Here is a 24099-nt window from a genome sequence, read left to right on the forward strand (position 1 = left end):
TTTATGGACGCTCTGGCGCTGGTCGTCTCGCTCAAGCTGGCCTTGCTGACCAGTCTCTTGTTGCTGGCACCGGGTATCTGGCTGGGGCGGCGCCTAGCCCACAGCCGGTCACGCTGGCGGCCGCTGGCGGAATCCCTGGTGGCACTGCCGCTGGTGATGCCGCCCACCGTCATGGGCTTCTACCTGATGCTCGCCTTCAGTGCCGACGCCCCGCTGGGCGGCGCCTGGCAGGCGCTGACCGGCACCAGCCTGAATTTCTCCTTCAGCGGCATCCTGCTGGCCTCGCTGGTGGTCAACATTCCCTTCGCGGTACAGCCGATCCAGCGTGCCTTCGAGGCCTTGCCGGACCACCTGCGTGAGGCCGCCTGGTGCAGTGGGCTATCGACCTGGCGCACTTTTATGACCATCGAATTGCCGCTGGTGATGCCTGGTGTCATCTCGGCGCTGGCGTTGACCTTTGCCCACACCCTGGGGGAGTTCGGCGTCATCCTGATGGTGGGAGGGGCCATCGATGGCGAGACCCGCACCCTGGCGATTTCCATCTACGACCACGTCCAGGCCTTCGACGAGGGGGCCGCCGGGGTGATGTCAGCGCTGCTGCTGGTGGTCTCCTTCGTGACCATTGCCGTGGTCTACGGGCTGGCGGCGCGCCGCCGCTGGCGGGGGCGTTGAGCATGCACCATCACCAGGATGTCCATACGGGTCTCGACGTCGACCTGGCCCAGCCCGGGCCGATTCCGCTCGAGGCACGGTTCGCCTGCCGTCCCGGGGAGTTGCTGGCGCTGGTCGGTCCTTCGGGCAGCGGCAAGTCGACTCTGCTGCGAGCCATCGCGGGGCTCTATGCTCCTGCCTCGGGGACGGTGCGCTGTGGCGGTGAGCGGTGGTTTGACGCCGAACAGGGGGTGGTGTGGTCGCCGCAGCGGCGCAGGGTGGGGCTGGTGTTTCAGGACTATGCGCTGTTTCCTCATCTCGACGCCGCCGACAATATCGCCACCGCCCTGGGCCACCTCCCGCGGCGTGAACGTCGCCTGCGAGCCGCGCACTGGCTAGAGCGAGTCAACCTCGAAGGGCTGGAGCGGCGCCTGCCGCGAGAGCTGTCCGGCGGCCAGCGTCAGCGGGTGGCCTTGGCCAGGGCGCTGGCCAGGGAGCCACAGGTGCTGCTGCTAGACGAACCCTTCTCGGCGGTGGACCAGGTGACGCGCCGGCGGCTTCAGCGTGAGCTGGTGCAGTTGCGCGAACGCCTCAATATCCCCATCGTGCTGGTCACCCACGACCTCAACGAGGCCAGCGCCCTGGCCGATCGCCTGTGCGTGCTGCATGGCGGCCGGACCCTGCAGCAGGGCACCCCGAGTGAACTGTTCCGGCGCCCTGACAGTCCCGAGGTGGCGCGCCTGCTGGACCGGCCGAACATCTTCAGCGGGCGAGTGGTCGATACCGCCCAGGGACTGCGCCTTGGCTGGGGCGAGTGGTGTCTTGAGGTGGCCGCAGGCCTCGAGGGGCTTGGCGAGGGAGCCAGGGTGACCTGGTACCTGCCGGAATCCGATATCGTGCTGCAGCGCCGCGACCGGCCCTCCCGTGGTGTGCGGGAAAACCTGGTCACCGCGCGGGTAGACGAGCTGCTGGTGCTGGGCGGACAGAGTTCCGTGACCCTGAGGGTGCCCCACGAAAGCCAGCCCCTGCGCTTTGATATCTCGACCCACGCCGCCAGGCGCAATGGGCTTGCGCAGGGTGCCTGGGTCAATGTCTCGTTGCTGGCCGCTGGCATCCACCTGATGCAAGCGGATAAGCTGCCTGCCTTGCCTGCCGATGACCATCCTGACTGAGAGGCCTCCATGACCCTGACTCGCCGTCGATTCCTCAGCTCCCTGGCGCTCGCGCCGGTGGCGTTCTCTACGCCCTTTCTGGCGACGTCGGCCTTTGCCGCCGCCGACAGGGAAGAGGTGACCCTGGTGGTCCATGGATCCCAGGGGCCGAGTCGTCTGACGGTCGAGGTGGCCGACGAGGCGGCGGAGCGCAACCGTGGGCTGATGGGGCGCGAGCGACTGGCCGATGACGCCGGCATGCTTTTTCTCTACGCCAGTCCCCAGGGGGTACATAATGGCTTCTGGATGTATCAGACCCTGCTGGCGCTGGATATCGCCTTTATCGGTGCCGACGGACGCATCCAGGAGATTCGTCGCATGGAGCCCTGCCAGGGCGAGGCCCAGGAATGTCCGACCACCCGCCCGGCGTCGCGCTACCACGCTGCCCTGGAGGTCAAGGCCGGGACGTTCGAGGCGCTGGGCGTCGGTCCCGGCGACTGTGTCAGCTGGCCGGGCAGCAGCGAGAGCTGCAGCGGCTAGGGGTCCTTGCTGGCGGCGTTGGGTACCGGCGGGGTGGCGGGAGCACGACGAGGCCCGAAGCGGATGACGATCAGCGCCACCCCTGCGACCACCATGCCACCACCGCCCAGCTTGTAGGCGTTGACGCTGTCACCCAGCAGCACGATGCCGAGGATCACCGCCAGCACCGGCACCAGCAGCGTCAGCGGTACCACCCGGTTGACGTCGTGGCGCCGGATCAAGCCAAACCAGATGCCGTAGGCCAGGATCGAGGACATCAGGGCGGTGTAGAGCACCGCCCCCCATCCCGCAAGGCCGGCGTCGAGCATGGCCTGCCAGTGGTTGTCCTCGAACCACCAGGAGGCCAGCGCCAGTTGGGGAGTGGCGAACAGCGCGATCCAGCCGGCCATCGCCATCGGCGAGACCTTGGGTCCGAGCTTGATCAATAGCTGGGATACCGCCCAGCCCAGTGCGCTGGCCAGCAGCAGTGCGGTAGGCAGCGGCGCCGGCAGGGTCGGCCCGCCGGCCAGCACGCCAATGCCGCCGAACGACAGCAACAGTCCCACCAGGCGTTTTGCGCCGAGCCGCTCCCTGAGAAAGATCACCGCCAGCAGGGTGGCGAAGGGCGTACCCATCTGCACCAGCAAGGCACCGGTACCCGCCTCGGCCTGGCCGAGCCCGATGATCAGCAGGGCGAAGTTCATCACCCCGAAGGTCACCGACAGCAGTGCCAGGAAGGGCAGCTGATGGCGCGCCACCGGATGAAAGGGCACCAGCAGCGCGGCCACCAATGCCAGGCGCAGGGTGGTCAGGAGCAAGGGCGGCATGTCTGACACGCCAAGCTTGATGACGATGATGTTCAACGCCCAGATGACGATGACCAGGAGGCCGAGAAGGAGGTCGCGTAGGGGCACCGGTCGTCCTTGATGGGTAAAACGAGCAGCATAGCAGAGCCCCTGGGCCGGTCCGAGGGGCGCCTTCGTTCGACTGCCTTGTTCACCGCGTCATGCTAGCACCCCCTTCGCAGACGTTTGGTGTCCACGCTCTCACAAGCTCCAGCCGTGCAGCCCTCGCACGAACGACATGGCGAGGACATCTGAGCGCGCTTGTCCGAAGGCCAACGGGCCTTTCGCGCATCGCGCGGCACTTGTCGCGGATTACCGTTTGCAGGCATATTGAAAAGTCGACAAGATCAATACGTTTCTCCCTTAATCACCACACTCGACCCCCAGCCTTCGCCAGGCTAGATCCGGCTTCTGATGCAGCGCTTGTGTCAGGTGCCGGTCAGCGTTGGCCTGGCCAAGGGGGCATCAATGCAAGGACACGTCATGACATCTCTGTTCGGCTCGCGCTCGCCGTCTCGTTTCTCTCTCACCCTGGTCGGTGCGGCCATCGCCCTTGGCTCGCTGGCCGCCTCGGCGGACGTCGCAGCGCGGGAACTCAAGGTCTCCACGGTGCTTTCCGATGCCTTCCCCTGGGGCCAGGCCGCTCAGAAGTGGGCTGACCTGGTCGAGGAGCGTTCCGACGGCGAGCTGACGCTCAGGGTCTTTCCCAATTCCCAGCTGGTCAGCGGTGACCAGACCCGGGAGTTCTCGGCGATGCGCTCGGGGCTGATCGACCTGGCGGTGGGCTCGACCATCAACTGGTCGCCCCAGGTGCCGGAACTCAATCTGTTCTCCTTGCCCTTCCTGATGCCGGACGAGAGCGCGGTGGACGCGATCACCGAAGGTGAGGCCGGCGAGCTGGTGTTCCAGGCGATCGAGTCGCGGGGCGTGGTGCCGCTGGCCTGGGGCGAGAACGGCTTCCGCCAGCTGTCCAATTCCCAGGGCGTGATCGACGAGCCGGCGGACCTGGAAGGCCTGAAGATCCGGGTGGTGGGGTCGCCGCTGTTCCAAGACACCTTCAGCGCACTGGGCGCCAACCCGACCCAGATGAGCTGGGCCGACGCCAAGCCGGCGCTGACCACCGGCGCGGTGGATGGCCAGGAGAACCCGCTGTCGGTGTTCGACGTGGCGCGTATCGACCAGGTCGGCCAGGAGCACGTAACGCTGTGGAACTACATGAACGATCCGCTGATCTTCGCCGCCAACCAGCAGGTCTGGAGCACCCTGTCCGATGACGAGAAGGCGTTGCTGCGTGAGACCGCGGTCGAAGCCGGCGCCTGGGAGATCGCCATGACCCGCGAGCAGGAGAGCGAGCGCCTGGCGGCCATTCAGGAGCGTGGTGTGACCGTCACCGACTTGAACGAGGAGCAGCACGAGGCGTTCGTCGCGGCGACCGAAGGGGTTTACGAGAAGTGGGTACCGCGCATCGGCGAGGACCTGGTCGAGGCCGCCCGAAGCGCCATCGACGCGCGCTGAGCAACCGCTCTGACGCGGCGGTAAACCTTGTGCCGACCCTCATGATCGAGGGTCGGCGTTGATTGACTCCCTACCGACGCCCTTTCTCGATGAAACGTCCTGATGCACGAATCGAGCGCACCCTGGCCACCCTGGCGATCCTGATCATCGGTGCGATCAGCCTGGTCAATGTGGTGGTGCGCTACATCACCGGTGGTTCCTTTGCGTTCACCGAAGAGTTTTCTGTCTTTCTGCTGGTCATGTTGACCTTCGCCGGTGCCTCGGTGGCTCTGCGAAGCCATCGCCATATCCGTATCGGCCTGCTGGAGCGGGCGCTGCCGCCGCTTGGCTATCGCCTGCTGGTGATCTTCCAGGGCTTGTGCGGGCTGCTGGTGCTGGGCCTGATCACCTGGTTCGGTGCGCTCATGACCTGGCAGGAGTACCAGTGGCAGTCGTTGTCGCCCGGACTTGGGCTGCCCCAGTGGTGGTACCTGATCTGGCTGCCGCTATTGTCGGGGCTGATGTTCCTCCGCCAGTGCCAGGCGAGCCTGGAGCGACTGCGCGGAGGTGCTCACGATGACGCCTGATGTATGGATGCTGATCGCCTTTCTGGTGCTGCTGATCGCCGGCGTGCCGGTGGCCTTTTCGCTGGGCCTGTCCGGCGCCGTGGGCATCGTCACCGGGCTGTCGCCGGCGATGCTGGCGACCCTTGGCACCAATACCTACAACAGCGTGGCCAAGTATCCGCTGATCGCCATTCCGCTATTTATCCTGACCGGGCTGATCTTCGAGCGGGCGGGGGTCGCGGCACGCCTGGTGCGCTTCGCCCAGGCGCTGATCGGGCCTCGCCATGGTGGCCTCGCGGTGGTCGCGGTGGTGGTGTGCATGATCATGGGGGGCATGAGCGGCTCCGGCCCCGCCGACGCCGCTGCGGTGGCGATGGTGATGCTGCCGAGCATGACCCGCGCGGGCTATCCGCGGCCCTTCTCGGCGACCCTGATCGCTTCCTCGGCGTCTACCGCCATCCTGATCCCGCCTTCGGTGGCCTTGATCCTGTACTCCATCGTGGTGCCGGGGGTGGATCTGCGGGCGCTGTTCGCCGCCGGACTCTTTCCCGGGGTGCTGGCCGGTGCTTCGCTGCTGATTCCGGCGTTGTGGCTGTCCCGGCGCTATGGTTGGGAAGACCCTGCCGAGATGGAGCGCCCACCCATCGGCAAGAGCTTCCGCGAGGCGCTGCCGGCGCTGTTCGCGCCGGTGATCATACTCGGCGGTCTGCGCAGTGGCCTGTTCACGCCCACCGAGGCGGCGGTGGTCGCCGTGGCCTACGGCATCCTGGTCGGCCTGGTGCTGACCCGTGAGCTGTCGCTCAAGGACCTGTGGGGGCTGATGGGCGAGGCGGCGGTGGTGTCCGGGGTGGTCATGCTGATCATCGCCCTGGCGGGCATCTTCGCCTGGTCCGGGACCATGCTCGGCACCTTCCGTCACCTGGCAGAGTGGGTCATCGGGCTATCCGATAACGGCACCTTGCTGCTGCTGTTGATCATGCTGGCGGTGCTGGCCGCGGGCATGCTGCTGGACGCCATCTCGATCTACCTGATCATGATGCCGATCCTGATCCCGGTGATGCAGCACTTCGGCTGGAATCCGGTGTGGTTCGGCATCCTGCTGGCCATGAATATCGCCATCGGCCAGTTTACTCCGCCGGTGGCGGTCAACCTGATGGTGACCACCGAGGTCGCCAAGGTCAGGCTGGAGCAAACTGTGGGCTGGGCCATGGTGTTCGTGGCGGCGATGGCCTCGGCGCTGGCATTGGTGGTGATCTTCCCTGAGATCGCGCTGTGGCTGCCTCGGGTGCTGGGTTACAACGTCTAGGCCGCCTGGGGCAGTACCCTGGGCAGAGGGGGCACAAGGCGCGAGCATGGCTCGCGCCTTGTTGTGTTCATGGTCTTCAGTCGTTGTCGGTCAGCGTCTCGAGCCAGCGTTGATGGACGCCTCGGCTGGCCTCGTCGAACAGCACGAAGCGTACCAGTTCGATATCGGGGCAGGCGGGCAGGGTGGTCAGGACCGTGGACACGGCAATTTCCGCCGCCTCGTTCAGCGGGTAGCCGAATACGCCGGTGGACAGTGCCGGGAACGCCACTCGACGGATGCCTTGCTGCTGGGCCAGGCCCAGCGCCTCTCGGTAGCAGCCGGCGAGCAGTTCGGCGCTCGGTTCGTCGACGCCGTAGACCGGGCCGAGGCAGTGGATCACCCAGGCGTTGGGCAGCGCAAAGCCTTCGGTGATGACCGCCTGGCCGGGGCGAATCGGTGCCAGCGGCCGCCCGGCCTGGGCCAGCTCCGGGCCGGCGGCACGGTGAAGGGCGCCGGCCACACCGCCGCCGCTTTCCAGCTGGGCGTTGGCTGCGTTGACCACCGCCTCGACGTCGGCCTGGCGGGCGATGTCACCGGTAATGCATTCGATCAAGGGATAGTCCATGGAGACTCCTGTCATTGGCTTGCGGTGGTAACCGTCGGTGACGGTAGCGGCCCTGTGGCCAGCCGGTCGATGTCCTGACGGCGGTCGCCCGCCAGTGGAAGCCGCTTCCTGGCACGCTCCAGGGTGTCGCGCTCGAGCTGCCAGCTGACCAGCGCTTCCTCTTCGCCCAGAACCTCTGGCGACGCCTCGGGGGTGACCAGCGGCGGACACAGCAGCGAGTGCCCCCAGCCGTTACCGGCCCGGTTGAGGCTTAGCCAGTAGCACTGGTTTTCCATCGCCCGGGTGATGACGAAGCTGTGCCAGCTGGTGAAGGAGAAGTCCCGAGTGAAGGCCACCGGGTGGACCATCAGGTCGACGCCCAACTGGCGGTAGCGGGCGGCCAGCTCACCGAACCTGAGGTCGTAGCAGATCATGAAGCCGACGCGCCAGCCGGCGATATCCAGCGTCACCAGGCGCTCGCCCGGGCTGAAGTGGGCCGCCTCGGCGCTGGCGCCGAACTGGGCGCAGTGCAGCTTGTCGTAGGCTCCCGCCAGTTGCCCCTCGGCGTCGACGACCACCTGGCTGATATGGCGCTGGAGGGAGCCGTCGGCCCGGCGTGATCTGCGCGCCACGCCGAAGGCGATCGGGCATCTGAGTTCCTGGGCCAGCGCGCAATAGTGTGCTGTCACAGGCCCTTGCAGGTCGTCATCGAGTTCATCCATCGCCTCGAAAGCCTGCTCGCCGTACTCCTGGGACGACAGCTCCGGCAGCACGATCAGCTGTGGGCGTTGCTGCGACGCGGCAGTGCGCAGGCGCCCGGCCAGGGCGTCCAGGTGGTCGCGCTGGTCGAGCCGATTGCGGGTCGCCGGGATTGTGGTCTGGCAAGCCAGCAGGCGCATGGATTCCTCGCAGTTGGCGAAAGAGGCAGGGTAACCCGAATCGACAGCGCGACGACATGGGCGGCAGTCGATTGCGTCAGCGGTGCCAAGGGCTATGCTCACGGTAGACCGTCGACGCTCGATTTCCGCTCCGCGAGTGTCAGCGGTCGAGAGCCTTGGGTCCTCGTTGTGTACCTGGCCATCGTTGCAGGCCGACGGGGGAGGGAAGGGATATTTCTCCACGCCCTGAGGAGCGTGCAGAAAAAATTAACGCCCACTAAACGTTAGCGGTAGCTAAACTCTCGTTTTACAATGATTCGGCCTGGTCTCTCCAGGTGAATTTATCGCAAAAGGAATGACTGGTGGATCTTTTGCCGGCCCAGGAGGGGCAAGGCACGAGTCCATGCCGTCAACGTCGACAATACCAAAAGAGGTGTGACCATGAAGCGCCATGCTTTCTCCGCCGCTGCACTGTCCAGCGCCATTCTCGGAGCCGCCATGTTCACGTCCCCGGCCATGGCCCAGGACGAAGAACAGTTCATCACCATCGGCACCGGGGGTCAGACCGGCGTGTATTACGTCGTTGGCCAGTCTGTCTGCCGCTTTGTGAATCGCAACAGCGAAGAGACCGGCATCCGCTGTAACGCGCCGTCCACCGGTGGCTCCGTGGCCAACGTCAATGGTATTCGCAGTGGCGAGCTGACCATGGGTGTCGCCCAGTCTGATGTGCAGTATCAGGCCTACAACGGTACCGGCAACTTCGAGGGCGAAGCCTACGAAGACCTGCGCGCCGTGTTCAAGGTGCATGGCGAGCCGCTGACCATCCTGGCCCGTGCCGATGCCGACATCGAGAGCCTCGATGACCTGGCCGGCAAGCGCGTCAACATCGGTAACCCGGGTTCCGGCCAGCGCAACACCATGGAAGTGGTGATGGACGCCAAGGGCTGGACCGAAGACACCTTCTCGCTGGCCTCGCAGCTCGACGCAGCCGAGATGGCATCTGCCCTGTCGGACAACAACATCGACGCCATGGCCTACGTCGTCGGCCACCCCAATGGTTCCATCCAGGAAGCCACCACCACAGTCGACGCCAAGCTGGTGCCGCTCAACGACGACGCCATCAAGGGCCTGGTCGAGGAGTATCCGTACTACTCCATGTCCACCATTCCTGGCGGTCTGTACAAGGGCAACCCGGATGACGTCGAGACCTTCGGTGTCGCCGCGACCTTCGTGACCAGCGCCGAGGCCGACGACGAGCTGGTCTACCAGACCGTCAAGGCAGTGTTCGACAACTTCGATCGCTTCAAGCGTCTGCACCCGGCCTTCGAAAACCTGGATCCGCAGGACATGGTATCCAACGGTCTGTCCGCACCGCTGCATGAAGGTGCCGCTCGTTACTATCGCGAGCAGGGCTGGATCGAGTAAGGGTTCTTCCCCTCTCGGGGGAATAGCCAGCTAATCTCTGCGCGGTCGGCCGTTGGGCGGCCGCGCAGTGCGTTGTGGCCCGTCGATGGATCGACACCGGACGTTCGGTAGAGACCAGACAGCCCAGCACGACTGGCTCGCGAAAGCGGGCATTCGGGGATGGAGGCGAAGCCCTCCATCATGACGATTCCTCTTCCAGGCAGGGCACGCTTATGACTGAGGACAACAAGAGATCCACGCAGTCCGAAGTGGATCTCGAGGACATGGTCGCCTCCAGCGACTCCGGTTCGCGCAACCCCTTGGGTGCGCCCGGCAAGCTGCTGGTAGGCGTTGCGGCGGCATGGTCGCTGTTCCAGCTATGGATTGCTTCGCCGTTGCCGTTCATGGCCGGCGTCGGCGTCTTCAACGCCACCGAAGCGCGCTCTATTCACCTGGCCTTTGCATTGTTTCTGGCCTTCATGGCCTACCCCGCGACCAAGCGCTCGCCGCGGGACCGCATTCCTCTTCAGGATTGGGTGCTGGCGATTCTGGCCGCTTCCGCCGGGGCTTACATGTTCGTGTTCTACGAACAGCTGGCTGACCGTCCTGGCGCACCCATCCTGCAGGACGTCATCGTCGGTGTGACCGGCCTGATTCTGCTGCTCGAGGCAACACGGCGGGCGCTCGGGCCGCCGCTGATGATCATCGCCTCGCTCTTTATCTTCTATTCGCTGGCGGGGCCCTGGATGCCGGGTATCCTCGCTCACCGTGGCGTCAGCCTTTACGGCCTGGTCAATCACCAGTGGCTGACCACCCAGGGTGTGTTTGGTATCGCCTTGGGCGTTTCGACCAGTTTCGTCTTCCTGTTTGTGCTGTTCGGCGCGCTGCTCGACAAGGCAGGTGCCGGCAACTACTTCATCAAGGTCGCCTTCTCGTTGCTGGGCCACTACAAGGGCGGGCCCGCCAAGGCCGCCGTGGTGGCCTCCGGCATGACCGGCCTGATCTCCGGCTCGTCCATCGCCAATACCGTGACTACCGGTACCTTCACCATTCCGATGATGAAGCGTGTCGGCTTCTCCTCGGAGAAGGCCGGTGCGGTGGAGGTGTCCTCCTCGGTCAATGGCCAGATCATGCCGCCGGTGATGGGCGCCGCCGCCTTCCTGATGGTGGAGTACGTCGGCATTTCCTACGTGGAGGTGATCAAGCACGCCTTCCTGCCGGCGCTGATTTCCTATATCGCGTTGATCTACATCGTTCACCTCGAGGCGCTCAAGGCCAACATGGAGGGGCTGGAAAGCTCCAACCCGCCCAAGCCGCTGGTACGCAAGGTGATCGGCTTCCTCGGTGGTCTGCTGCTGATGATGGTGGTGGCGCTGGGTGTCTACTACGGCCTGGGCTGGCTCAAGCCGGTACTGGGTGATGCGACTCCCTGGGTGGTGGCCGTGGCGCTCTCGGTGGTCTACGTGGCGCTGTTGAAGCTGGGTGCAAACTATCCCGAGCTCGAGCTCGATGATCCCAACGAGCCTATCTACAAGCTGCCCCAGACCCGACCCACGGTGCTGGTAGGCCTGCAGTACATCCTGCCGGTGATCGTGCTGATCTGGTGTCTGATGGTGGAGCGCCTGTCACCGGGACTGTCCGCCTTCTGGGCGACGGTGTTCATGATCTTCATCATGCTGACCCAGCGCCCGATCATGCACGCCTTCCGTGGGCGGGGTGATCTTGGCAAGGATCTGCGCGAAGGCTGTCTGGACCTGTGGACGGGGCTGGTGACCGGCGCGCGCAACATGATCGGTATCGGTATCGCCACCGCCACCGCCGGCATCATCGTGGGTGCGGTCTCCCAGACCGGTGTCGGCCTGGTGCTCGCGGACGTGGTCGAGATCCTGTCCATGGGCAACCTGATGCTGATTCTGTTCTTCACCGCCATTCTCAGCCTGATCCTGGGCATGGGGCTGCCGACCACCGCCAACTACATCGTGGTGTCGGCGCTGCTGGCTCCGGTGATCGTGCAACTGGGTGAGCAGAATGGTCTGCTGGTACCGCTGATCGCGGTGCACCTGTTCGTGTTCTACTTTGGCATCATGGCCGACGTCACGCCGCCGGTGGGCCTTGCCTCCTTTGCCGCCGCGGCGGTTTCTGGAGGGGATCCGATCCGCACCGGCTTCCAGGCGTTCTACTACAGCCTGCGTACCGCCGCGTTGCCGTTCCTGTTCATCTTCAACACCGACCTGCTGCTGATCGATGTGGCGCCCTTGCAGGGCGTATTGATCTTCGTGGTGGCGACCATCGCCATGCTGATCTTCGCCGCGGCGACCCAGGGCTACATGATCACCCGCAATCGCTGGTACGAGAGCATCCTGCTGCTGCTGGTGGCCTTCACCCTGTTCCGCCCGGGCTTCTGGATGGACATCATCCATGATCCTTATCGCAGTGTGCCGCCGTCCGAGTTCGTCGAGGCCTACGGCAACGTGGACGAGGACAGCACCCTGCGTCTGCAGGTCAAGGGCGAGGACGCCTTCGGCGATCCGCTGACGACCTACATGACGCTGCCGGTGGCAGAGGGCGAGACCGGTGAGGATCGCCTGCTCAATCTCGGTCTGGAGCTGATCGTCGAGGACGGTCGCGCCATCGTCGACATGGTGACCTATGGCAGTCAGGCTGCGGATCTCGGCTTCGACTTCGATCAGGAGATCGTCGAGATTCAGGCACCGGTGGATCGCTGGCCGAAAGAGCTGATGTGGATTCCGGCGCTTCTGCTGTTCGCCCTGATCGTGTTGGCACAACGCCGTCGCCGGCCCCCTGAAACCACTGAGGCCACGGCCTGAGGAGGTCCGTCATGTACCAGAAGATCCTGTTACCGGTCGATCTCAATGAGCCATCGTCGTGGGAGAGGGCACTGCCGGTGGCGCTCTCGCTGTGCCGCAACTTTGGTGCCAGCCTGCACCTGGTGACGGTGTTGCCGGACTACCGCATGCCGCTGGTGGGGTCCTACTTCCCCAAGGACTTCGCCAAGAAGGCCCATGAAGCGGTACAGAAGGCGCAGCATGACTTCATCGTCGAGCACGTGCCGGAGGACCTGACGGCTCAGGCGATCATCGCCGATGGCTCCCCCTGGGAAGCCATCATCAAGGTCGGCAAGAAGATCGATGCCGACCTGATCGTCATGGCCTCGCATACCAAGCGCAAGTTCGCCGACTACGTGATCGGCCCCAACGCCGAGCACGTCGTCCATCACAGCAAGTGTTCGGTGATGATCGTGCGTTGACCCAGACGACAAGCGCTAGCGCCATCGACGCCCCCTCACATGAGGGGGCGTTTTCGTAAGCTTGCGTAGGTTGAAGGCGAATCCAGGGCCCATCAACTACAGTCAAATTAGAGTCGATGGGCGCCGGCGATGGCGTGAAGGAACCTCGCATCTTGCCCCTTGACTCCCGTGACAGGTGGGCGGTGGCAACCGTCATCCGTGGGTACAAGGGGGAGTAGATGATGAGTGCAGCAGCATCACGACACGACAAGGAGTCGAGCGGGGCCAGGGTAAAGATCTCCATCAAGAACGTCAGTATGGGGCGGCCCAGGGTGTGGTTATCTTCGGGATTCGAGGACTTTCGGGCCGCCACTGCGGTCAGCCTTTCCTATGGCATGTTCTGGGTCGGGCTCAGCATCGCCGTCACGGCAGGGGCGCTGACGCTGGGACTGTGGCATTGGCTGTTGCCGCTGGTGGCCGGCTTCATGTTCATCGGGCCGTTGGTGGCGGTGGGCTCCTACGGGATCAGCAGGGCGCTGGAAGAAGGCCGCTCCCCGACCCTGGGGGATGCCTTTGGCGCCTGGCGCGGCCACACCGGGCAACTGGCCATGATGGGCGTGATGATGATGATCTTCTTTCTCGCCTGGATTCGCCTGGCCACCTTGCTGTTTGCCCTGTTCTTCGGTCTCCAGTCGCCGGATCCGTCCACGGTCTATGCGTCACTTCTGACCACGCCGGAAGGCCTCGGCATGCTGGTGGTGGGGCTGGCCTTTGGCTGTGTGCTGGCGTTTGGCGCCTTTTCCATCAGCGTGGTCGCGATTCCAACCCTGATGGATCAGGACCTGACGTTCATGGAGGGCATCGAGGCCAGTATTCGTTCGGTGGCACGCAATTTCCGACCGATGCTGCTGTGGGCAGCGATTCTCACCGGCTGCGTACTGGTGGGGATGGCCACCTTCTATATCGGGCTTGCCTTGATTCTGCCGGTACTGGGGCACGCGAGCTGGCACGCCTACGAAGACCTGGTGGTGTGCGAACGGCTGGACGACCCCGGCGCCTGAGGGCGGCAACCTGGTCCGCGAAGACGCCCCGATAGGGGGCGTTTTCCTGAACCAGCAAAGCTCGAGGGGCCCGCAGACTGACCTTTGGCGCTCGATCACGTAATCTACTCCTGCAGAAAGAGTCAGGAGACGTCATGCGGGTGCCAGCTTTCCTTTGCCAGGTGGGTGTCCTCCTGGGGCTGTTGGTAGCAGGGGGAATCGGCCAGGCCCATTCCCAGCCTCTGCCAGCTCCGGAGGGGCCTGTGCTGCTTAAAGTATCGGGCAATATCCAGAACACCAATGTGGATGCACAGCTTCTGCTGGATCGTGCCATGCTCGACGATCTGGAGAGTCGTGCGCTGGTGACCGATACCCCGTGGCATAGCCAGGCCAGCCGTTTCGAGGGGCCGCTGCTCCGCAGCGTGCTGGAATCCGCCGGTGTCACCGCCGACAGCATTCGCGTGCACGCCTTGAACGGCTTCGTGGCCGATATCCCGGTCTCCGATGCCTATCGCTATGACGTCATCCTGGCCATGAAGCAGGACGGCGAAGCGATGTCGGTGCGAAACTTCGGCCCGCTGTTCGTGTTGTACCCTTTCGATGATCATCCAGAACTACTTAACGAGTCGGTCCAGTTTCGCTCGGTGTGGCAGGTAGATGCCATCGAGGTCCCGTGATCAATGTCACCGGGAGATCGGTCGAAGGCCATCAGGAGGCAAGGCAGGGAGTGCAGCGCCCCAATACCATAGTGAGTGATCCCGGTGTATCGGCTGGTGTCGACCCGAACATTCTGCCAGCAGATTCCCGACCCAAGGAGGAGGGTGCTCGGCGCATCCGTTCCGTATGCGACGCTATCCTCTGAGACTGGTATTCAGTGCCGTGGCGGCACTGACCTTCTTTGCCGCCGCCATGGTGGTGATCGGTCTGGTCGCCTGGCGCCATGACAATCTTTCCCACCAGGTGGTGGAGGATATCACCTGGCATTCCTACAAGCTGGACCGAGACGTGGTGTTGCTGCGCAATCACCTGTTGTTCGGGGAGCATGGACCCGAACAGCTGGCCGGCTTCAGGCTCGAGTTCGACCTGTTGTTCAGTCGACTGAACCTGTTTCGCCACAGTGACATTCACGATCTGGTCGAGGACGCTCCGGCCGCGCGTCGCCAACTGTCGATCATCATCAGCCTGATGCAGGACCTGGATGCCGAGGTCAGTGCCCTGGCGTCCCTCGATAGCGAGGCAGAGGCCGTTCTTGACCAGCATCTTGCCGCGCTATCCACCGAGACCGAAAGGTTGATCATGGCCGTCAACGGCCATCTGGCCGAGATCAATACCGCAGAGCGTGTTCGTCTGCAGCGACTGTACCTGTTGCTGCTGGTGATGATCCTCGGTATGAGCCTGGCCGGAGGGGTCATGCTTGCCGTGCTTTTCAAGGAAGCCCGTGATAACGAGGCCTCGCGCAAGGCACTGGAGACGCTGAGCGGCGAACTGGAAATCAGTGCCCGGCGCGCTCAGTCCGCCAGTCAGGCCAAGTCCGACTTTCTGGCCACGGTGAGCCACGAGATCCGCACGCCGCTCAACGGCGTCATCGGCATGAGCGAACTGCTGCGTGATCTCGAACTGTCGGAGCCCGCCAGCCGCTACTCGCACACCATTCATGACAGCGCCCGCCAGCTGATGGGCATGATCGATGACATCCTCGACTTCTCCAAGATCGAGGCAGGACGCATGGAGCTGGATGTTCAGCCGGTGGCACTCGATGCCTTGATCGAAGATGCGCTGGAGCTGTTTCGTCCGCGCGCACTCGACAAGCGGTTGCGCTTGCTTGGCCACGTGGACGAGACGCTGCCGGCACGACTCCAGGGGGACCCGGGCCGGCTTCGACAGGTGCTGCTCAACCTGCTGGCCAACGCCATCAAGTTTACCGATCGCGGCATGGTGAGGCTGTCGGTAGCGCCGGTGGACGAAGGCTGGGTGCAGTTCGACGTGGTGGATACCGGTCAGGGCGTCGAGGCGTCCCTGCTGCCTCAGTTGTTCGAGCCCTTCCGCCAGGGCGATGCCTCCGTCGCCCGGCGCTATGGCGGCACCGGTCTGGGTCTTGCGATTTCCAAGCGCCTGGTAGTGGCCATGGGGGGCGAGATAGGGGTCGACAGCCGCCGAGGCAAGGGCAGTCGCTTCTGGTTCCGATTGCCGCTGGTGCCCTGTGACGAACCCCGCCGTCAACCGCTGACGGTGGCCAGGGCGCGCGCCCATCCCAAGCAGCTCGCCGAGGCGGATCTGCTGGTGGTGGAAGACAATCTGGTCAACCAGGAAGTGGCGATCGCGATGCTGGAACGCCTCGGCTGTTCGGCTACCCTGGCTTCCTGCGGCAAGGAAGCGCTGGCTCTCTGCTCACAGCGGCGTTTCGACCTGATATTGATGGATGTCCAGATGCCTGATCTGGATGGTCGCGAGGTCACCCGGCGCCTTCGCAGCTTTTCCGACTGGCGTAGTGAGGTTCCCGTGGTGGCGATGACCGCTGGTGGCGCCAGTCACGATGAGTCGGACTGCATGGCCGCCGGCATGAACGACTATCTGACCAAGCCGCTGTTGATGGGCACGCTGCTGATGGTGCTCAAGCGCCACCTGCTGGGAGAGTCCGAGACCTCGACGACTCCGAGGGGTAGCACCTCACTGATCAATGCCGATACGCTCGATGCCCTGGACGAAGGGCTTGGGGGCGAGCGCCGGGATGCTCTGGTGGACCTGTTCGGGCGACAGGCGCGCGAACGCTTGCCGGAGATCCAGAGCGCCTACCGGCGAGGCGAGGAGGAGCCGCTGGCACAGCTTGCCCATCAGCTCAGGGGCGAGGCCGCCGGCGTCGGTGCCATGGCTCTGGCCGAGGCGGCGCGAGCGCTGGAGCGTTGTGCCCTGGATGGCTGCATCGAGGATGCCAGAGGCGTCATCGATGCGCTGCCTGAGCTGCTTGAACGCACCCTGGCGGCCATTGCCCGCAGCGAGAGGCGCGCCTCCCAGACCTGAGGTCGGCTTCGGCGTCCCGCTGTGTTGCTGGTGCAGGTGGACGGTTCAGTGGCTCAGTTGCCTTGGGGACGGGGACGCCGCCAGCGCGGATGTCGTGGCACCACCACCCGTTGTGCCCGGTATTCACCCCGCACCGCATCCATCGCCAGCGCCAGGGCCTGCTCGGCGATGCCCCGATGATCCTGGACGGCGGAGTTGACCGCCAGCGGCAGGAAGTCCAGCAGGCGGTTGTCGCCGAAACTCGCCATGGCCAGACGCGGGGGCAGGCCGCCGCGTGCAATCAGTTCGTCCAGGGCGCCTTCCAGCAGAATGTAGGACGCGGTTACCAGGGCGTCGGGCAGTCCCTTCTTGTCGATGTAGTCAGCCAGCAGCCTGGCGCCTTCCTCGCGGGCATAGTGATCGCCGCTTTCCAGGGTGCACTCGAGCTCGCGTCCCTCCACGCCTGCGCGGAAGCCGGCACGGCGCTCTTCGGTGATCGAAAGGTGCGGCACCGCATCGAGCCATAGCACGCTCTTGACTGCCGGCGTCATCAGCGAGCGTGTGAGCTGTTCGGCGGCCTCGCGGTCGTTGCTGACGACGCTGGCGAAGCTCGCTTCGGGCAGGCCCCGGTCGATGGCGATGATCGGCAGACCCTCATTCATCAATTCGGTATAGAAGGACGCCGGCTGCGCCAGACAGCTTGCCACGATCAGCGCCTCGCAGCGTTGGGCGCGCAGTGACAGGGCCAGGTCCCGCTCGCTGTCGGGCTGGTCGTCGGAGCCGACGATCAGCAGCTGGTAGCCCTGGGCCCGCGCTCCGCGCTCCAGGTGCTTGGCCAGGCGGGCGTAGCTCGAGTTTTCCAGGTCCGGCACGATCAGCCCCAGGATGCGGCTGCTGCCGCGCCGCAGGGCCGCCGCCTGGGCATCGACACGGTAGCCATGCTCCGCCACCACCGCCATCACTCGGTCCACGGTGTCCTGACGAATACGGCGCTCCCTGGCCTTGCCATTGACGATGTAGCTGGCGGTGGTGCGGGAAACGCCGGCCAGGCGGGCAATTTCGGCCAAGGTCATGCGGGTGTCTCCATTGAAGGCGTCGGGCGTGGTCACGGCGACAAGGTGTCAATTCCCTCTAGTCTACCTGGCATGGCAGCAGTGTCCCCCTGCCAAAGTCGTAGCTTTTGCGACTTGCCATGTGCGCTGAATCGTACCAGCATTGTGACATGGTGAGGTGACACGATTCAGCTTTCGAGCATTTTGCATTTGCCGAAGCCAGGTGATCCCAGCATCCGGCGTGCGCTGTATCTGTTGCATCCCGGCAGTGCCGGGGCGCTGGACCTCCTCGCCGACACCGTTCAACCGATACCGGTGAGGAAACGCTGCACCTCACCCAGGAGAGCCCTTCATGCTGACGCTGAACGCCGACGACATCCTGCTGGATTGTCGTGCCGAGAGCTGGCGCCACGCCCTCGACGCCGCCTTTGACACCCTGAAGGCGGCCAGCCTGGTCGATGACGGCTACCGCCAGGGCCTGGTCGATCGGGAGTCCCAGTCCTCTACCTGGCTTGGCAATGGCATCGCCATCCCCCACGGCACCCCCGAGAGTCGAGGCGCGGTGCGTCGCACCGGGGTGCGGGTGCTGCAGTTCCCCGAGGGCGTGCGCTGGCACGACGGCAACCTCGTTCATGTATTGGTGACCATCGCCGCCCAGAGTGACGAGCACCTGGATATCCTCAGAAGCCTGACCCACGTGCTCGACCGGGACGGTGTCTCCGAACGCCTGGCCCAGGCGAGCAGCGCCGAGGAGATCACCGAGCTGCTGGCTCGGCCGGTGGTTCGCCCGCGACTGGACCAGGACACCCTGGTGCTGGGCCATCGCGCCGACGACCTGCTCGATCTGGCGCTGGCCGGGGCTCAGCGGCTGCGCCAGCTGGCATTGGTCGATACCGCCTATCTTGCCGAGATGGTCACCTCCATGCCGACGCACCTGGGACGGGGGCTGTGGCTTGCGTCCAGCGAAGCCGGCGTGTCCACGCCGGCACTCGCTGCGGTGACGCCGGCCAAGCCCGTCCAGCATCAGGGCAGCGACGTCGAGGCGGTGTTGTGCCTGGCCTCCCATGGCGAGGCTGGACGCCCGCTGGCCGACGCCATCGTGTCGCTGGTGGCGTCACTGGATGAGTCCGACGCCGCCCATCTGCGCGAGCGGGACGCTGACGACTGGCTGGCGCTGCTGGCTGGCGAAGGTGGCTCGGCCCAGAGTCGTCGCGTACGCCTGCTCAACGCCCATGGGCTTCACGCGCGTCCGGCCAAGGTGCTGGTCCAGAAGGCACGCGAAAGCGGGGTCGCCGTGCAGGTGCGCCTGGCCGAGGGCAGCGGACGCCCGGTGTCGGCGGCGTCGCTGACCAAGGTGATCGGTCTTGGTGCCAGACGAGGACAGGAGCTGATCCTGTCGGCACGGGGCGAGGGTGCCGAACAGGCGCTGACATCGCTGGTCGAAGCGATCAACGATGGTCTGGGGGAGCAGGTGACGCCACTGGCGTCTTCGGCTGTGTCGCAGGCCGGGGCCGAGCAGGCGGTCGCGGAGCCGGTGGCGGCAAGCATGCCGTCCGCCGACCAGCCGCTGGAAGCGGTGGCCGCATCGCCGGGACTCGCGGTGGCGCCGCTTTTCGTGATCAAGACCCCGGACTTCGACTATCCCCGCGAGGCGGCGGACCCCGCCTTGGAGCGACAGCGCCTCGAGCGGGCCATCGCCCAGGGCGGCGAGCAGCTCAAGGCCCTGATCGCCCGGACCGCCGGAGGCGAGGTCGCCGCCATTCTGTCGATGCATGAGGAAATGCTCGAAGACCCGGAACTGGCCCAGGCCGCGCGAGAGGGCATCGACGAGGGGCTTTCCGCCGAGGCCGCCTGGTGGCAGGCAATCGACGTCGCCGCCCGCGCCCAGGAACAGCTGGCCGATCGCCTGCTGGCCGAACGAGCCGCGGATCTGCGTGACGTCGGCCGTCGTGTGCTGGGTATCCTGTGCGACGTCGAGCTGCCCGAGCCGCCGGCCGTGCCTTACCTGCTGGTGACCGACGATATCGGTCCGTCCGATGTCGCCCGCCTGGACACCGAGCGGGTTCGCGGCATCCTCACCGCCCGGGGCGGCGCCACCGCCCACAGCGCGATACTCGCCCGGGCACTAGGGATACCGGCGGTAGTCGGTGCCGGTGCCGGCGTGCTGGCGCTCGAAAATGGCACTGAGATGCTGCTCGACGGTGACGAAGGCTGGGTCGTGCCGGCACCCTCGCAAGCGCGTCGCGAGCGCTTCGAGGCGCGCATGGAAGCGCTGGAGGCGCTCAAGGCACGTGCCTGGGACGCTCGCTTCGAGGACGCCCGGACCGAGGATGGTACCCGCGTGGAGGTGGTCGCCAACCTGGGCAATACCGCCCACGCCCGCGACGCCGTATCGCGCGGCGCCGAGGGGGTGGGGCTGCTGCGTACCGAGTTTTTGTTCATGGCCCACGCCTCGCTGCCGGACGTGGAGACCCAGGAGCGCGAATATCGCGAAGCCCTGGATGCTCTGGACGGCCGCCCGCTGGTGGCGCGGACCCTGGACGTGGGTGGCGACAAGCCGCTGGCTTACTGGCCACTGCCCCAGGAGGACAACCCCTTCCTCGGCCTGCGTGGCATTCGTCTGGCCCTCAGGCGTCCCCAGGTGCTGCGCGATCAGTTCAGCGCCCTGGTGAAGGCCGCCGACGGCCGGCCGCTGCGCATCATGCTGCCCATGGTCAAGGACCTGGATGAGTTCCGCGCCGCCCGTGCGATCTTCGATGAGGTGCTGCGCGAACTCGGCGTCAGCCGAGACGGGGACCGCCTGCAGCTGGGCGTGATGATCGAGGTGCCGTCCTGCGCGCTGCTGGCGCCGAGCCTGGCGCCCGAGGTCGACTTCTTCTCCATCGGCACCAACGACCTGACCCAGTACACCCTGGCCATCGACCGTGGTCATCCTGAGCTTTCCGGGGAGTCCGACGGCCTGCACCCGGCCGTGCTGCGGCTGATCCAGATGACCGTCCAGGCGGCCCATGCCCATGGCAAGTGGGTCGGCGTGTGCGGTGAGCTGGCCAGCGACCGCCAGGCGATCCCTGTGCTGGTTGGCCTCGGCATCGACGAGCTGTCGGTGAGCGCCCGCCAGGTACCCATGGTCAAGGCACGCCTGGCGTCGGTCTCCACCACCCGGGCCCGGGAACTCGCCGCCCTGGCATTGGCCGCGCCCACCGCCCGGGACGTGCGCAGAGAGCTGGAGGCGAGCCAATGAGCGAGATATCCGGCAACGCCGTCAAGCCACCGGTGCTGACCGTTTCGGCCAACCCGGCGCTGGACCTGTCTGTCGCCGTGGACCGGCTGACGCCAGGTGCGCTGCACCGCGCCGAGTCAGTCGAGCTGACCGCCGCCGGCAAGGGCGTCAACATGGCGCGGGTGCTCTCCGCCCTGGGCCACCCGGTCTGTGTCACCGGATTTCTGGGCAGTGACAACGACTCGCCCTTCATCGATGCCTTCGCCGAGATGGGGGTCGAGGACGCCTTTGTGCGATTGCCCGGCGCCACCCGCATCAACACCAAGCTGAGCGAGGCCGACGGTCGCGTCAGCGATATCAATGCGCCGGGGCTCAGCGTCGATGCCGACGCCTGGCAGCGCCTGATCGCCACCATCGAGGCGCGCCTGACGACGCCTGCGCTGCGCCCCGCCGCGGTAATGATCGGCGGCAGCCAGCCACCGGGAGTCGGCGCTTCGGCGCTGGCCGAACTGATCACGCGGATCAAGGCCAACGGCGTACCCGTGTGGGTGGACACCAGCGGCGAGGCGCTCAAGGCCGCGGTCAAGGCGGGGGCCGACGCGGTGAAGCCCAACCTGGAGGAGCTGGCCGAATGGGCGGATCGTGACATTGCAACAGACGCCGACGTTCAGCGTGCAGCCCTTGAGCTTTACGCCGCCGGCGTCGGCGACGTGCTGATTTCCGCCGGTGCCGACGGCGTGACCTGGCTGGGTCCGCATGGCCTGTGGCAGTCGCTGCCTCCTGCGGTCAGGGTGGCCAATACCGTATGTGCCGGTGACACCCTGTTTGCCGCCATGCTGCACGGCGTGCTGTGCGAGGCGCCTGTGGAACAGGCGCTGAGGTTTGCCACGGCGCTGTCCGCCGAGGCGGTGCGCCACACCGGCGTGGGCCGGGCCGACGCCTCCGATTTCTCCGACCTTCTTTCCGACACCAGGGTGCGGCGCCTCAATGACGTCGAAGCCCGGGGAGTACTTGCATGAACGTGATCCTGTTGACGACCTGCCCCGGCGGCAGCGTCACGAGCTACCTGGCCGCCCAGCGCCTGACCCCTGCCGCCGAGGCCAAGGGCTGGCAGCTCTCCACCGAGGTGCACTCGAGCCTGGCACCGGTCGAGACCCTGTCCCACCAGACCCTGGCCGCGGCCGAGCTGGTGATCGCGGTGGGCGAACCCATCGCCGGGGCCCACCGCTTCAGCGGCAAGCGCCTGTATCGTGGCAGCCTGGAAGATGCCCTGAGCGACCCGTCGGACTTTCTCGAGCGGGCGGCACGCGACGCCCAGGTGTTTACCCCCCTCAACGATGAGGCGGCCAGCGCTTCAGGGAATGGCCCCGTGGCTGCAGACGTCAGCGACGAGGCGCGCATCGTCGCGGTGACCGCCTGTCCCACCGGGGTCGCCCACACCTTCATGGCCGCCGAGGCACTGGCCGAGGCCGGGCGTGGGCTCGGCCATCAGGTACGCGTCGAGACCCAGGGCTCGGTGGGCGCTCAGGACCAGTTGACCGACGACGAGATCGCCCAGGCGGATCTGGTCATCCTGGCCTGCGATATCGAGGTCGATCCCACCCGCTTTGCCGGCAAGCGGATCTACCGCACGTCCACCGGCAACGCCTTGAAGAAGTCGCGCCAGACCATCGAGGCAGCGCTGGTCGAGGCCCAGGTGGAAAGCGCGGATGGCGGTGCCAGGGCCGAGTCCGCCAAGAGCTTCAAGGAGAAGGGCGTCTACAAGCACCTGCTGACCGGAGTGTCCTTCATGCTGCCCATGGTGGTGGCCGGGGGCCTCTTGATCGCGCTGTCCTTCGTCTTCGGCATCGAGGCCTTCAAGGAGGAGGGCACCCTGCCTGCCGCCTTGATGGAGATCGGTGGGGGCACCGCCTTCGCCCTGATGGTGCCGGTGCTGGCTGGCTATATCGCCTATTCCATCGCCGATCGGCCCGGCATCGCCCCGGGCATGATCGGCGGCATGCTGGCGTCGAACATCGGTGCCGGCTTTATCGGAGGTATCCTGGCGGGCTTTCTGGCCGGCTACGTGGCCAAGGCGGTGACCCGCTACGTCAAGCTGCCTTCCAGCGTCGAGTCACTCAAGCCGATCCTGATCATCCCGCTGGTCGCGAGTCTGGTCACCGGTCTGGTGATGATCTATGTGGTCGGTGAGCCGGTGGCCGGGGTGCTCGAGGCACTGACCGCCTTCCTCGAGAGCATGGGCTCCACCAATGCGGTGCTGCTGGGGATTCTGCTTGGGGCGATGATGTGCTTCGACCTGGGGGGACCGGTCAACAAGGCGGCCTACACCTTCGGGGTGGGCCTGCTCGCCTCCGAGACCTACGCCCCCATGGCGGCGATCATGGCCGCCGGCATGGTGCCGGCGATCGGCATGGGCATCGCCACCTTCGTCGCCGGGCGCAAGTTTGCCGACCCCGAGCGCGAGGCCGGCAAGGCCTCCTTCGTGCTGGGGCTGTGCTTCATCAGCGAGGGCGCGATTCCCTTCGCCGCCAAGGACCCGCTGCGGGTAATTCCCATCAGCATGCTGGGCGGCGCCATCACCGGAGCCATCTCGATGCTGGTGGGTGCCAAGCTGATGGCCCCCCACGGCGGCGTATTCGTGCTGTTGATTCCAAATGCGATTACTCCAGTGTTGTGGTACCTGCTGGCGATCGTCGCGGGCTCGCTGGTGACCGGGCTCGGTTACGCCGCCATCAAGCGCGGCGAGGCCGCCGCCATGCCGGTGGGCGAGGGGGCCTGATATGGGGGGCTCGGCACTCACCGGCGGTTGACGGCCAGCAAGGTGCAGGTGGCGCCCTGGGTGCCTCTCACTGGTGCACGATGAAGGGTGTTGCTCAATGGCCCGGCCTATAAGGCCGGGCCATTTTTTTGTGTTCTTGACCCTTTGGCGAAATGATCGACTGGTATTTTGCTGGATTCTCAGTAAAAAGACGGAAAAATTCCGAGCTCATGGCATAATGGCGCGCTTCTTGCCTCATGCTAGGCAGGACCCGGAGCAGGTGGCGACCCCACCTCAGCCGGGACAGGGCCTTACCGGGCCCAGGCGGCCCCCACCCGGGGCCTGACAAGGACGACCGTTTTCTTGTGAAGGCCGGCGAAAGTCGGCG

At 65.6% G+C, this 24099-nt stretch carries 19 protein-coding genes; 15 read left to right on the forward strand and 4 right to left on the reverse strand.

The window, feature by feature from the left end; translation table 11 throughout:
- Positions 1–3: 3 nt before the first annotated feature.
- From modB to C6W88_RS10875, 3 genes are read left to right on the forward strand one after another with little or no spacing between them, the layout of a single operon-like run.
- Complete coding sequence (gene modB / locus C6W88_RS10865) at positions 4–672, forward strand: molybdate ABC transporter permease subunit (protein WP_045994094.1); 669 nt, start codon at positions 4–6, stop codon at positions 670–672.
- Positions 673–674: 2 nt separating this feature from the next.
- The gene (locus C6W88_RS10870) at positions 675–1823 is read left to right on the forward strand and encodes an ABC transporter ATP-binding protein (RefSeq protein ID WP_108132442.1); all 1149 of its coding nucleotides are present in this window, start codon (positions 675–677) and stop codon (positions 1821–1823) included.
- 9 nt (positions 1824–1832) lie between these two features.
- Positions 1833–2342: a DUF192 domain-containing protein gene (locus C6W88_RS10875; protein ID WP_045994092.1), complete on the forward strand. Its 510-nt coding sequence runs from the start codon at positions 1833–1835 to the stop codon at positions 2340–2342.
- Here C6W88_RS10875 and C6W88_RS10880 read toward each other — a convergent pair.
- Positions 2339–3235 (reverse strand): DMT family transporter, encoded by an 897-nt coding sequence (locus C6W88_RS10880; protein ID WP_108132443.1) that lies wholly within the window; start codon positions 3233–3235, stop codon positions 2339–2341. The genes C6W88_RS10875 and C6W88_RS10880 overlap by 4 nt on opposite strands.
- Positions 3236–3649: 414 nt before the next feature.
- On the opposite strand from C6W88_RS10880, the gene C6W88_RS10885 reads away from it, so the two are divergent.
- The 3 genes from C6W88_RS10885 to C6W88_RS10895 all read left to right on the forward strand — a co-directional run bounded on the left by C6W88_RS10885 (position 3650) and on the right by C6W88_RS10895 (position 6532).
- Positions 3650–4681: a DctP family TRAP transporter solute-binding subunit gene (locus tag C6W88_RS10885; RefSeq protein WP_375037969.1), complete on the forward strand. Its 1032-nt coding sequence runs from the start codon at positions 3650–3652 to the stop codon at positions 4679–4681.
- 89 nt (positions 4682–4770) lie between these two features.
- A complete protein-coding gene (locus C6W88_RS10890) occupies positions 4771–5247 on the forward strand; it encodes a TRAP transporter small permease (protein WP_045994089.1) in 477 nt (158 codons plus the stop codon).
- Positions 5237–6532, forward strand: a complete 1296-nt coding sequence (locus C6W88_RS10895; RefSeq protein WP_108132444.1) for a TRAP transporter large permease — start codon at positions 5237–5239, stop codon at positions 6530–6532. Before C6W88_RS10890 ends, C6W88_RS10895 begins: the two co-directional genes overlap by 11 nt.
- A gap of 76 nt (positions 6533–6608) precedes the next feature.
- Here C6W88_RS10895 and C6W88_RS10900 read toward each other — a convergent pair whose 3' ends face one another.
- Complete coding sequence (locus tag C6W88_RS10900) at positions 6609–7136, reverse strand: macro domain-containing protein (protein WP_197037104.1); 528 nt, start codon at positions 7134–7136, stop codon at positions 6609–6611.
- An 11-nt stretch (positions 7137–7147) separates the two neighbouring features.
- Positions 7148–8014 carry a carbon-nitrogen hydrolase family protein gene (locus tag C6W88_RS10905; protein ID WP_108132446.1) on the reverse strand — a complete coding sequence of 289 codons (867 nt, stop codon included), beginning with the start codon at positions 8012–8014 and terminating at the stop codon, positions 7148–7150.
- 420 nt (positions 8015–8434) lie between these two features.
- Here C6W88_RS10905 and C6W88_RS10910 point away from each other — a divergent pair, with 420 nt between their 5' ends.
- From C6W88_RS10910 to C6W88_RS10935, 6 genes are all read left to right on the forward strand, one after another.
- Positions 8435–9418, forward strand: a complete 984-nt coding sequence (locus C6W88_RS10910) for a TAXI family TRAP transporter solute-binding subunit (protein WP_045994086.1) — start codon at positions 8435–8437, stop codon at positions 9416–9418.
- A gap of 212 nt (positions 9419–9630) precedes the next feature.
- A complete protein-coding gene (locus tag C6W88_RS10915; RefSeq protein ID WP_108132447.1) occupies positions 9631–12225 on the forward strand; it encodes a TRAP transporter permease in 2595 nt (864 codons plus the stop codon).
- Positions 12226–12236: 11 nt separating this feature from the next.
- Positions 12237–12665 (forward strand): universal stress protein, encoded by a 429-nt coding sequence (locus tag C6W88_RS10920; RefSeq protein ID WP_045994084.1) that lies wholly within the window; start codon positions 12237–12239, stop codon positions 12663–12665.
- A 221-nt stretch (positions 12666–12886) separates the two neighbouring features.
- A complete protein-coding gene (locus C6W88_RS10925; protein WP_108132448.1) occupies positions 12887–13705 on the forward strand; it encodes a DUF2189 domain-containing protein in 819 nt (272 codons plus the stop codon).
- A 242-nt stretch (positions 13706–13947) separates the two neighbouring features.
- On the forward strand, positions 13948–14361 hold the full coding sequence (locus C6W88_RS10930; RefSeq protein WP_231498610.1) for a putative pterin-binding protein: 414 nt from the start codon (positions 13948–13950) through the stop codon (positions 14359–14361).
- A 166-nt stretch (positions 14362–14527) separates the two neighbouring features.
- Entirely contained in the window at positions 14528–16702 is a 2175-nt protein-coding gene (locus C6W88_RS10935; RefSeq protein WP_108132449.1) for an ATP-binding protein, read from the forward strand.
- Between the two features lie 53 nt (positions 16703–16755).
- On the opposite strand, the gene cra is transcribed toward C6W88_RS10935, so the two are convergent.
- Positions 16756–17754 (reverse strand): catabolite repressor/activator, encoded by a 999-nt coding sequence (gene cra / locus C6W88_RS10940; RefSeq protein ID WP_108132450.1) that lies wholly within the window; start codon positions 17752–17754, stop codon positions 16756–16758.
- A gap of 331 nt (positions 17755–18085) precedes the next feature.
- Between cra and ptsP the strand changes: the two genes are divergently transcribed.
- From ptsP to C6W88_RS10955, 3 genes are read left to right on the forward strand one after another with little or no spacing between them, the layout of a single operon-like run.
- A complete protein-coding gene (ptsP, locus tag C6W88_RS10945; RefSeq protein WP_108132451.1) occupies positions 18086–20974 on the forward strand; it encodes a phosphoenolpyruvate--protein phosphotransferase in 2889 nt (962 codons plus the stop codon).
- On the forward strand, positions 20971–21972 hold the full coding sequence (pfkB, locus tag C6W88_RS10950; RefSeq protein ID WP_108132452.1) for a 1-phosphofructokinase: 1002 nt from the start codon (positions 20971–20973) through the stop codon (positions 21970–21972). The genes ptsP and pfkB overlap by 4 nt, the downstream gene beginning before the upstream one ends.
- The gene (locus C6W88_RS10955) at positions 21969–23732 is read left to right on the forward strand and encodes a PTS fructose-like transporter subunit IIB (RefSeq protein WP_108132453.1); all 1764 of its coding nucleotides are present in this window, start codon (positions 21969–21971) and stop codon (positions 23730–23732) included. Before pfkB ends, C6W88_RS10955 begins: the two co-directional genes overlap by 4 nt.
- Positions 23733–24099 lie beyond the last annotated feature (367 nt).

The organism is Halomonas litopenaei (assembly GCF_003045775.1).
In the GTDB taxonomy this organism is placed as follows: domain Bacteria; phylum Pseudomonadota; class Gammaproteobacteria; order Pseudomonadales; family Halomonadaceae; genus Halomonas; species Halomonas litopenaei.

Coding starts and splice junctions, on each gene's coding strand:
- C6W88_RS10900 (WP_197037104.1), bottom strand. CDS start 7,136: ATGGACTATCCCTTGATCGAATGCATTACCGGTGACATCGCCCGCCAG.
- C6W88_RS10955 (WP_108132453.1), top strand. CDS start 21,969: ATGAACGTGATCCTGTTGACGACCTGCCCCGGCGGCAGCGTCACGAGC.
- C6W88_RS10935 (WP_108132449.1), top strand. CDS start 14,528: ATGCGACGCTATCCTCTGAGACTGGTATTCAGTGCCGTGGCGGCACTG.
- pfkB (WP_108132452.1), top strand. CDS start 20,971: ATGAGCGAGATATCCGGCAACGCCGTCAAGCCACCGGTGCTGACCGTT.
- C6W88_RS10925 (WP_108132448.1), top strand. CDS start 12,887: ATGAGTGCAGCAGCATCACGACACGACAAGGAGTCGAGCGGGGCCAGG.
- C6W88_RS10890 (WP_045994089.1), top strand. CDS start 4,771: ATGAAACGTCCTGATGCACGAATCGAGCGCACCCTGGCCACCCTGGCG.
- C6W88_RS10875 (WP_045994092.1), top strand. CDS start 1,833: ATGACCCTGACTCGCCGTCGATTCCTCAGCTCCCTGGCGCTCGCGCCG.
- C6W88_RS10870 (WP_108132442.1), top strand. CDS start 675: ATGCACCATCACCAGGATGTCCATACGGGTCTCGACGTCGACCTGGCC.
- cra (WP_108132450.1), bottom strand. CDS start 17,754: ATGACCTTGGCCGAAATTGCCCGCCTGGCCGGCGTTTCCCGCACCACC.
- C6W88_RS10895 (WP_108132444.1), top strand. CDS start 5,237: ATGACGCCTGATGTATGGATGCTGATCGCCTTTCTGGTGCTGCTGATC.
- C6W88_RS10905 (WP_108132446.1), bottom strand. CDS start 8,014: ATGCGCCTGCTGGCTTGCCAGACCACAATCCCGGCGACCCGCAATCGG.
- modB (WP_045994094.1), top strand. CDS start 4: ATGGACGCTCTGGCGCTGGTCGTCTCGCTCAAGCTGGCCTTGCTGACC.
- C6W88_RS10915 (WP_108132447.1), top strand. CDS start 9,631: ATGACTGAGGACAACAAGAGATCCACGCAGTCCGAAGTGGATCTCGAG.
- C6W88_RS10885 (WP_375037969.1), top strand. CDS start 3,650: ATGACATCTCTGTTCGGCTCGCGCTCGCCGTCTCGTTTCTCTCTCACC.
- ptsP (WP_108132451.1), top strand. CDS start 18,086: ATGCTGACGCTGAACGCCGACGACATCCTGCTGGATTGTCGTGCCGAG.
- C6W88_RS10910 (WP_045994086.1), top strand. CDS start 8,435: ATGAAGCGCCATGCTTTCTCCGCCGCTGCACTGTCCAGCGCCATTCTC.
- C6W88_RS10920 (WP_045994084.1), top strand. CDS start 12,237: ATGTACCAGAAGATCCTGTTACCGGTCGATCTCAATGAGCCATCGTCG.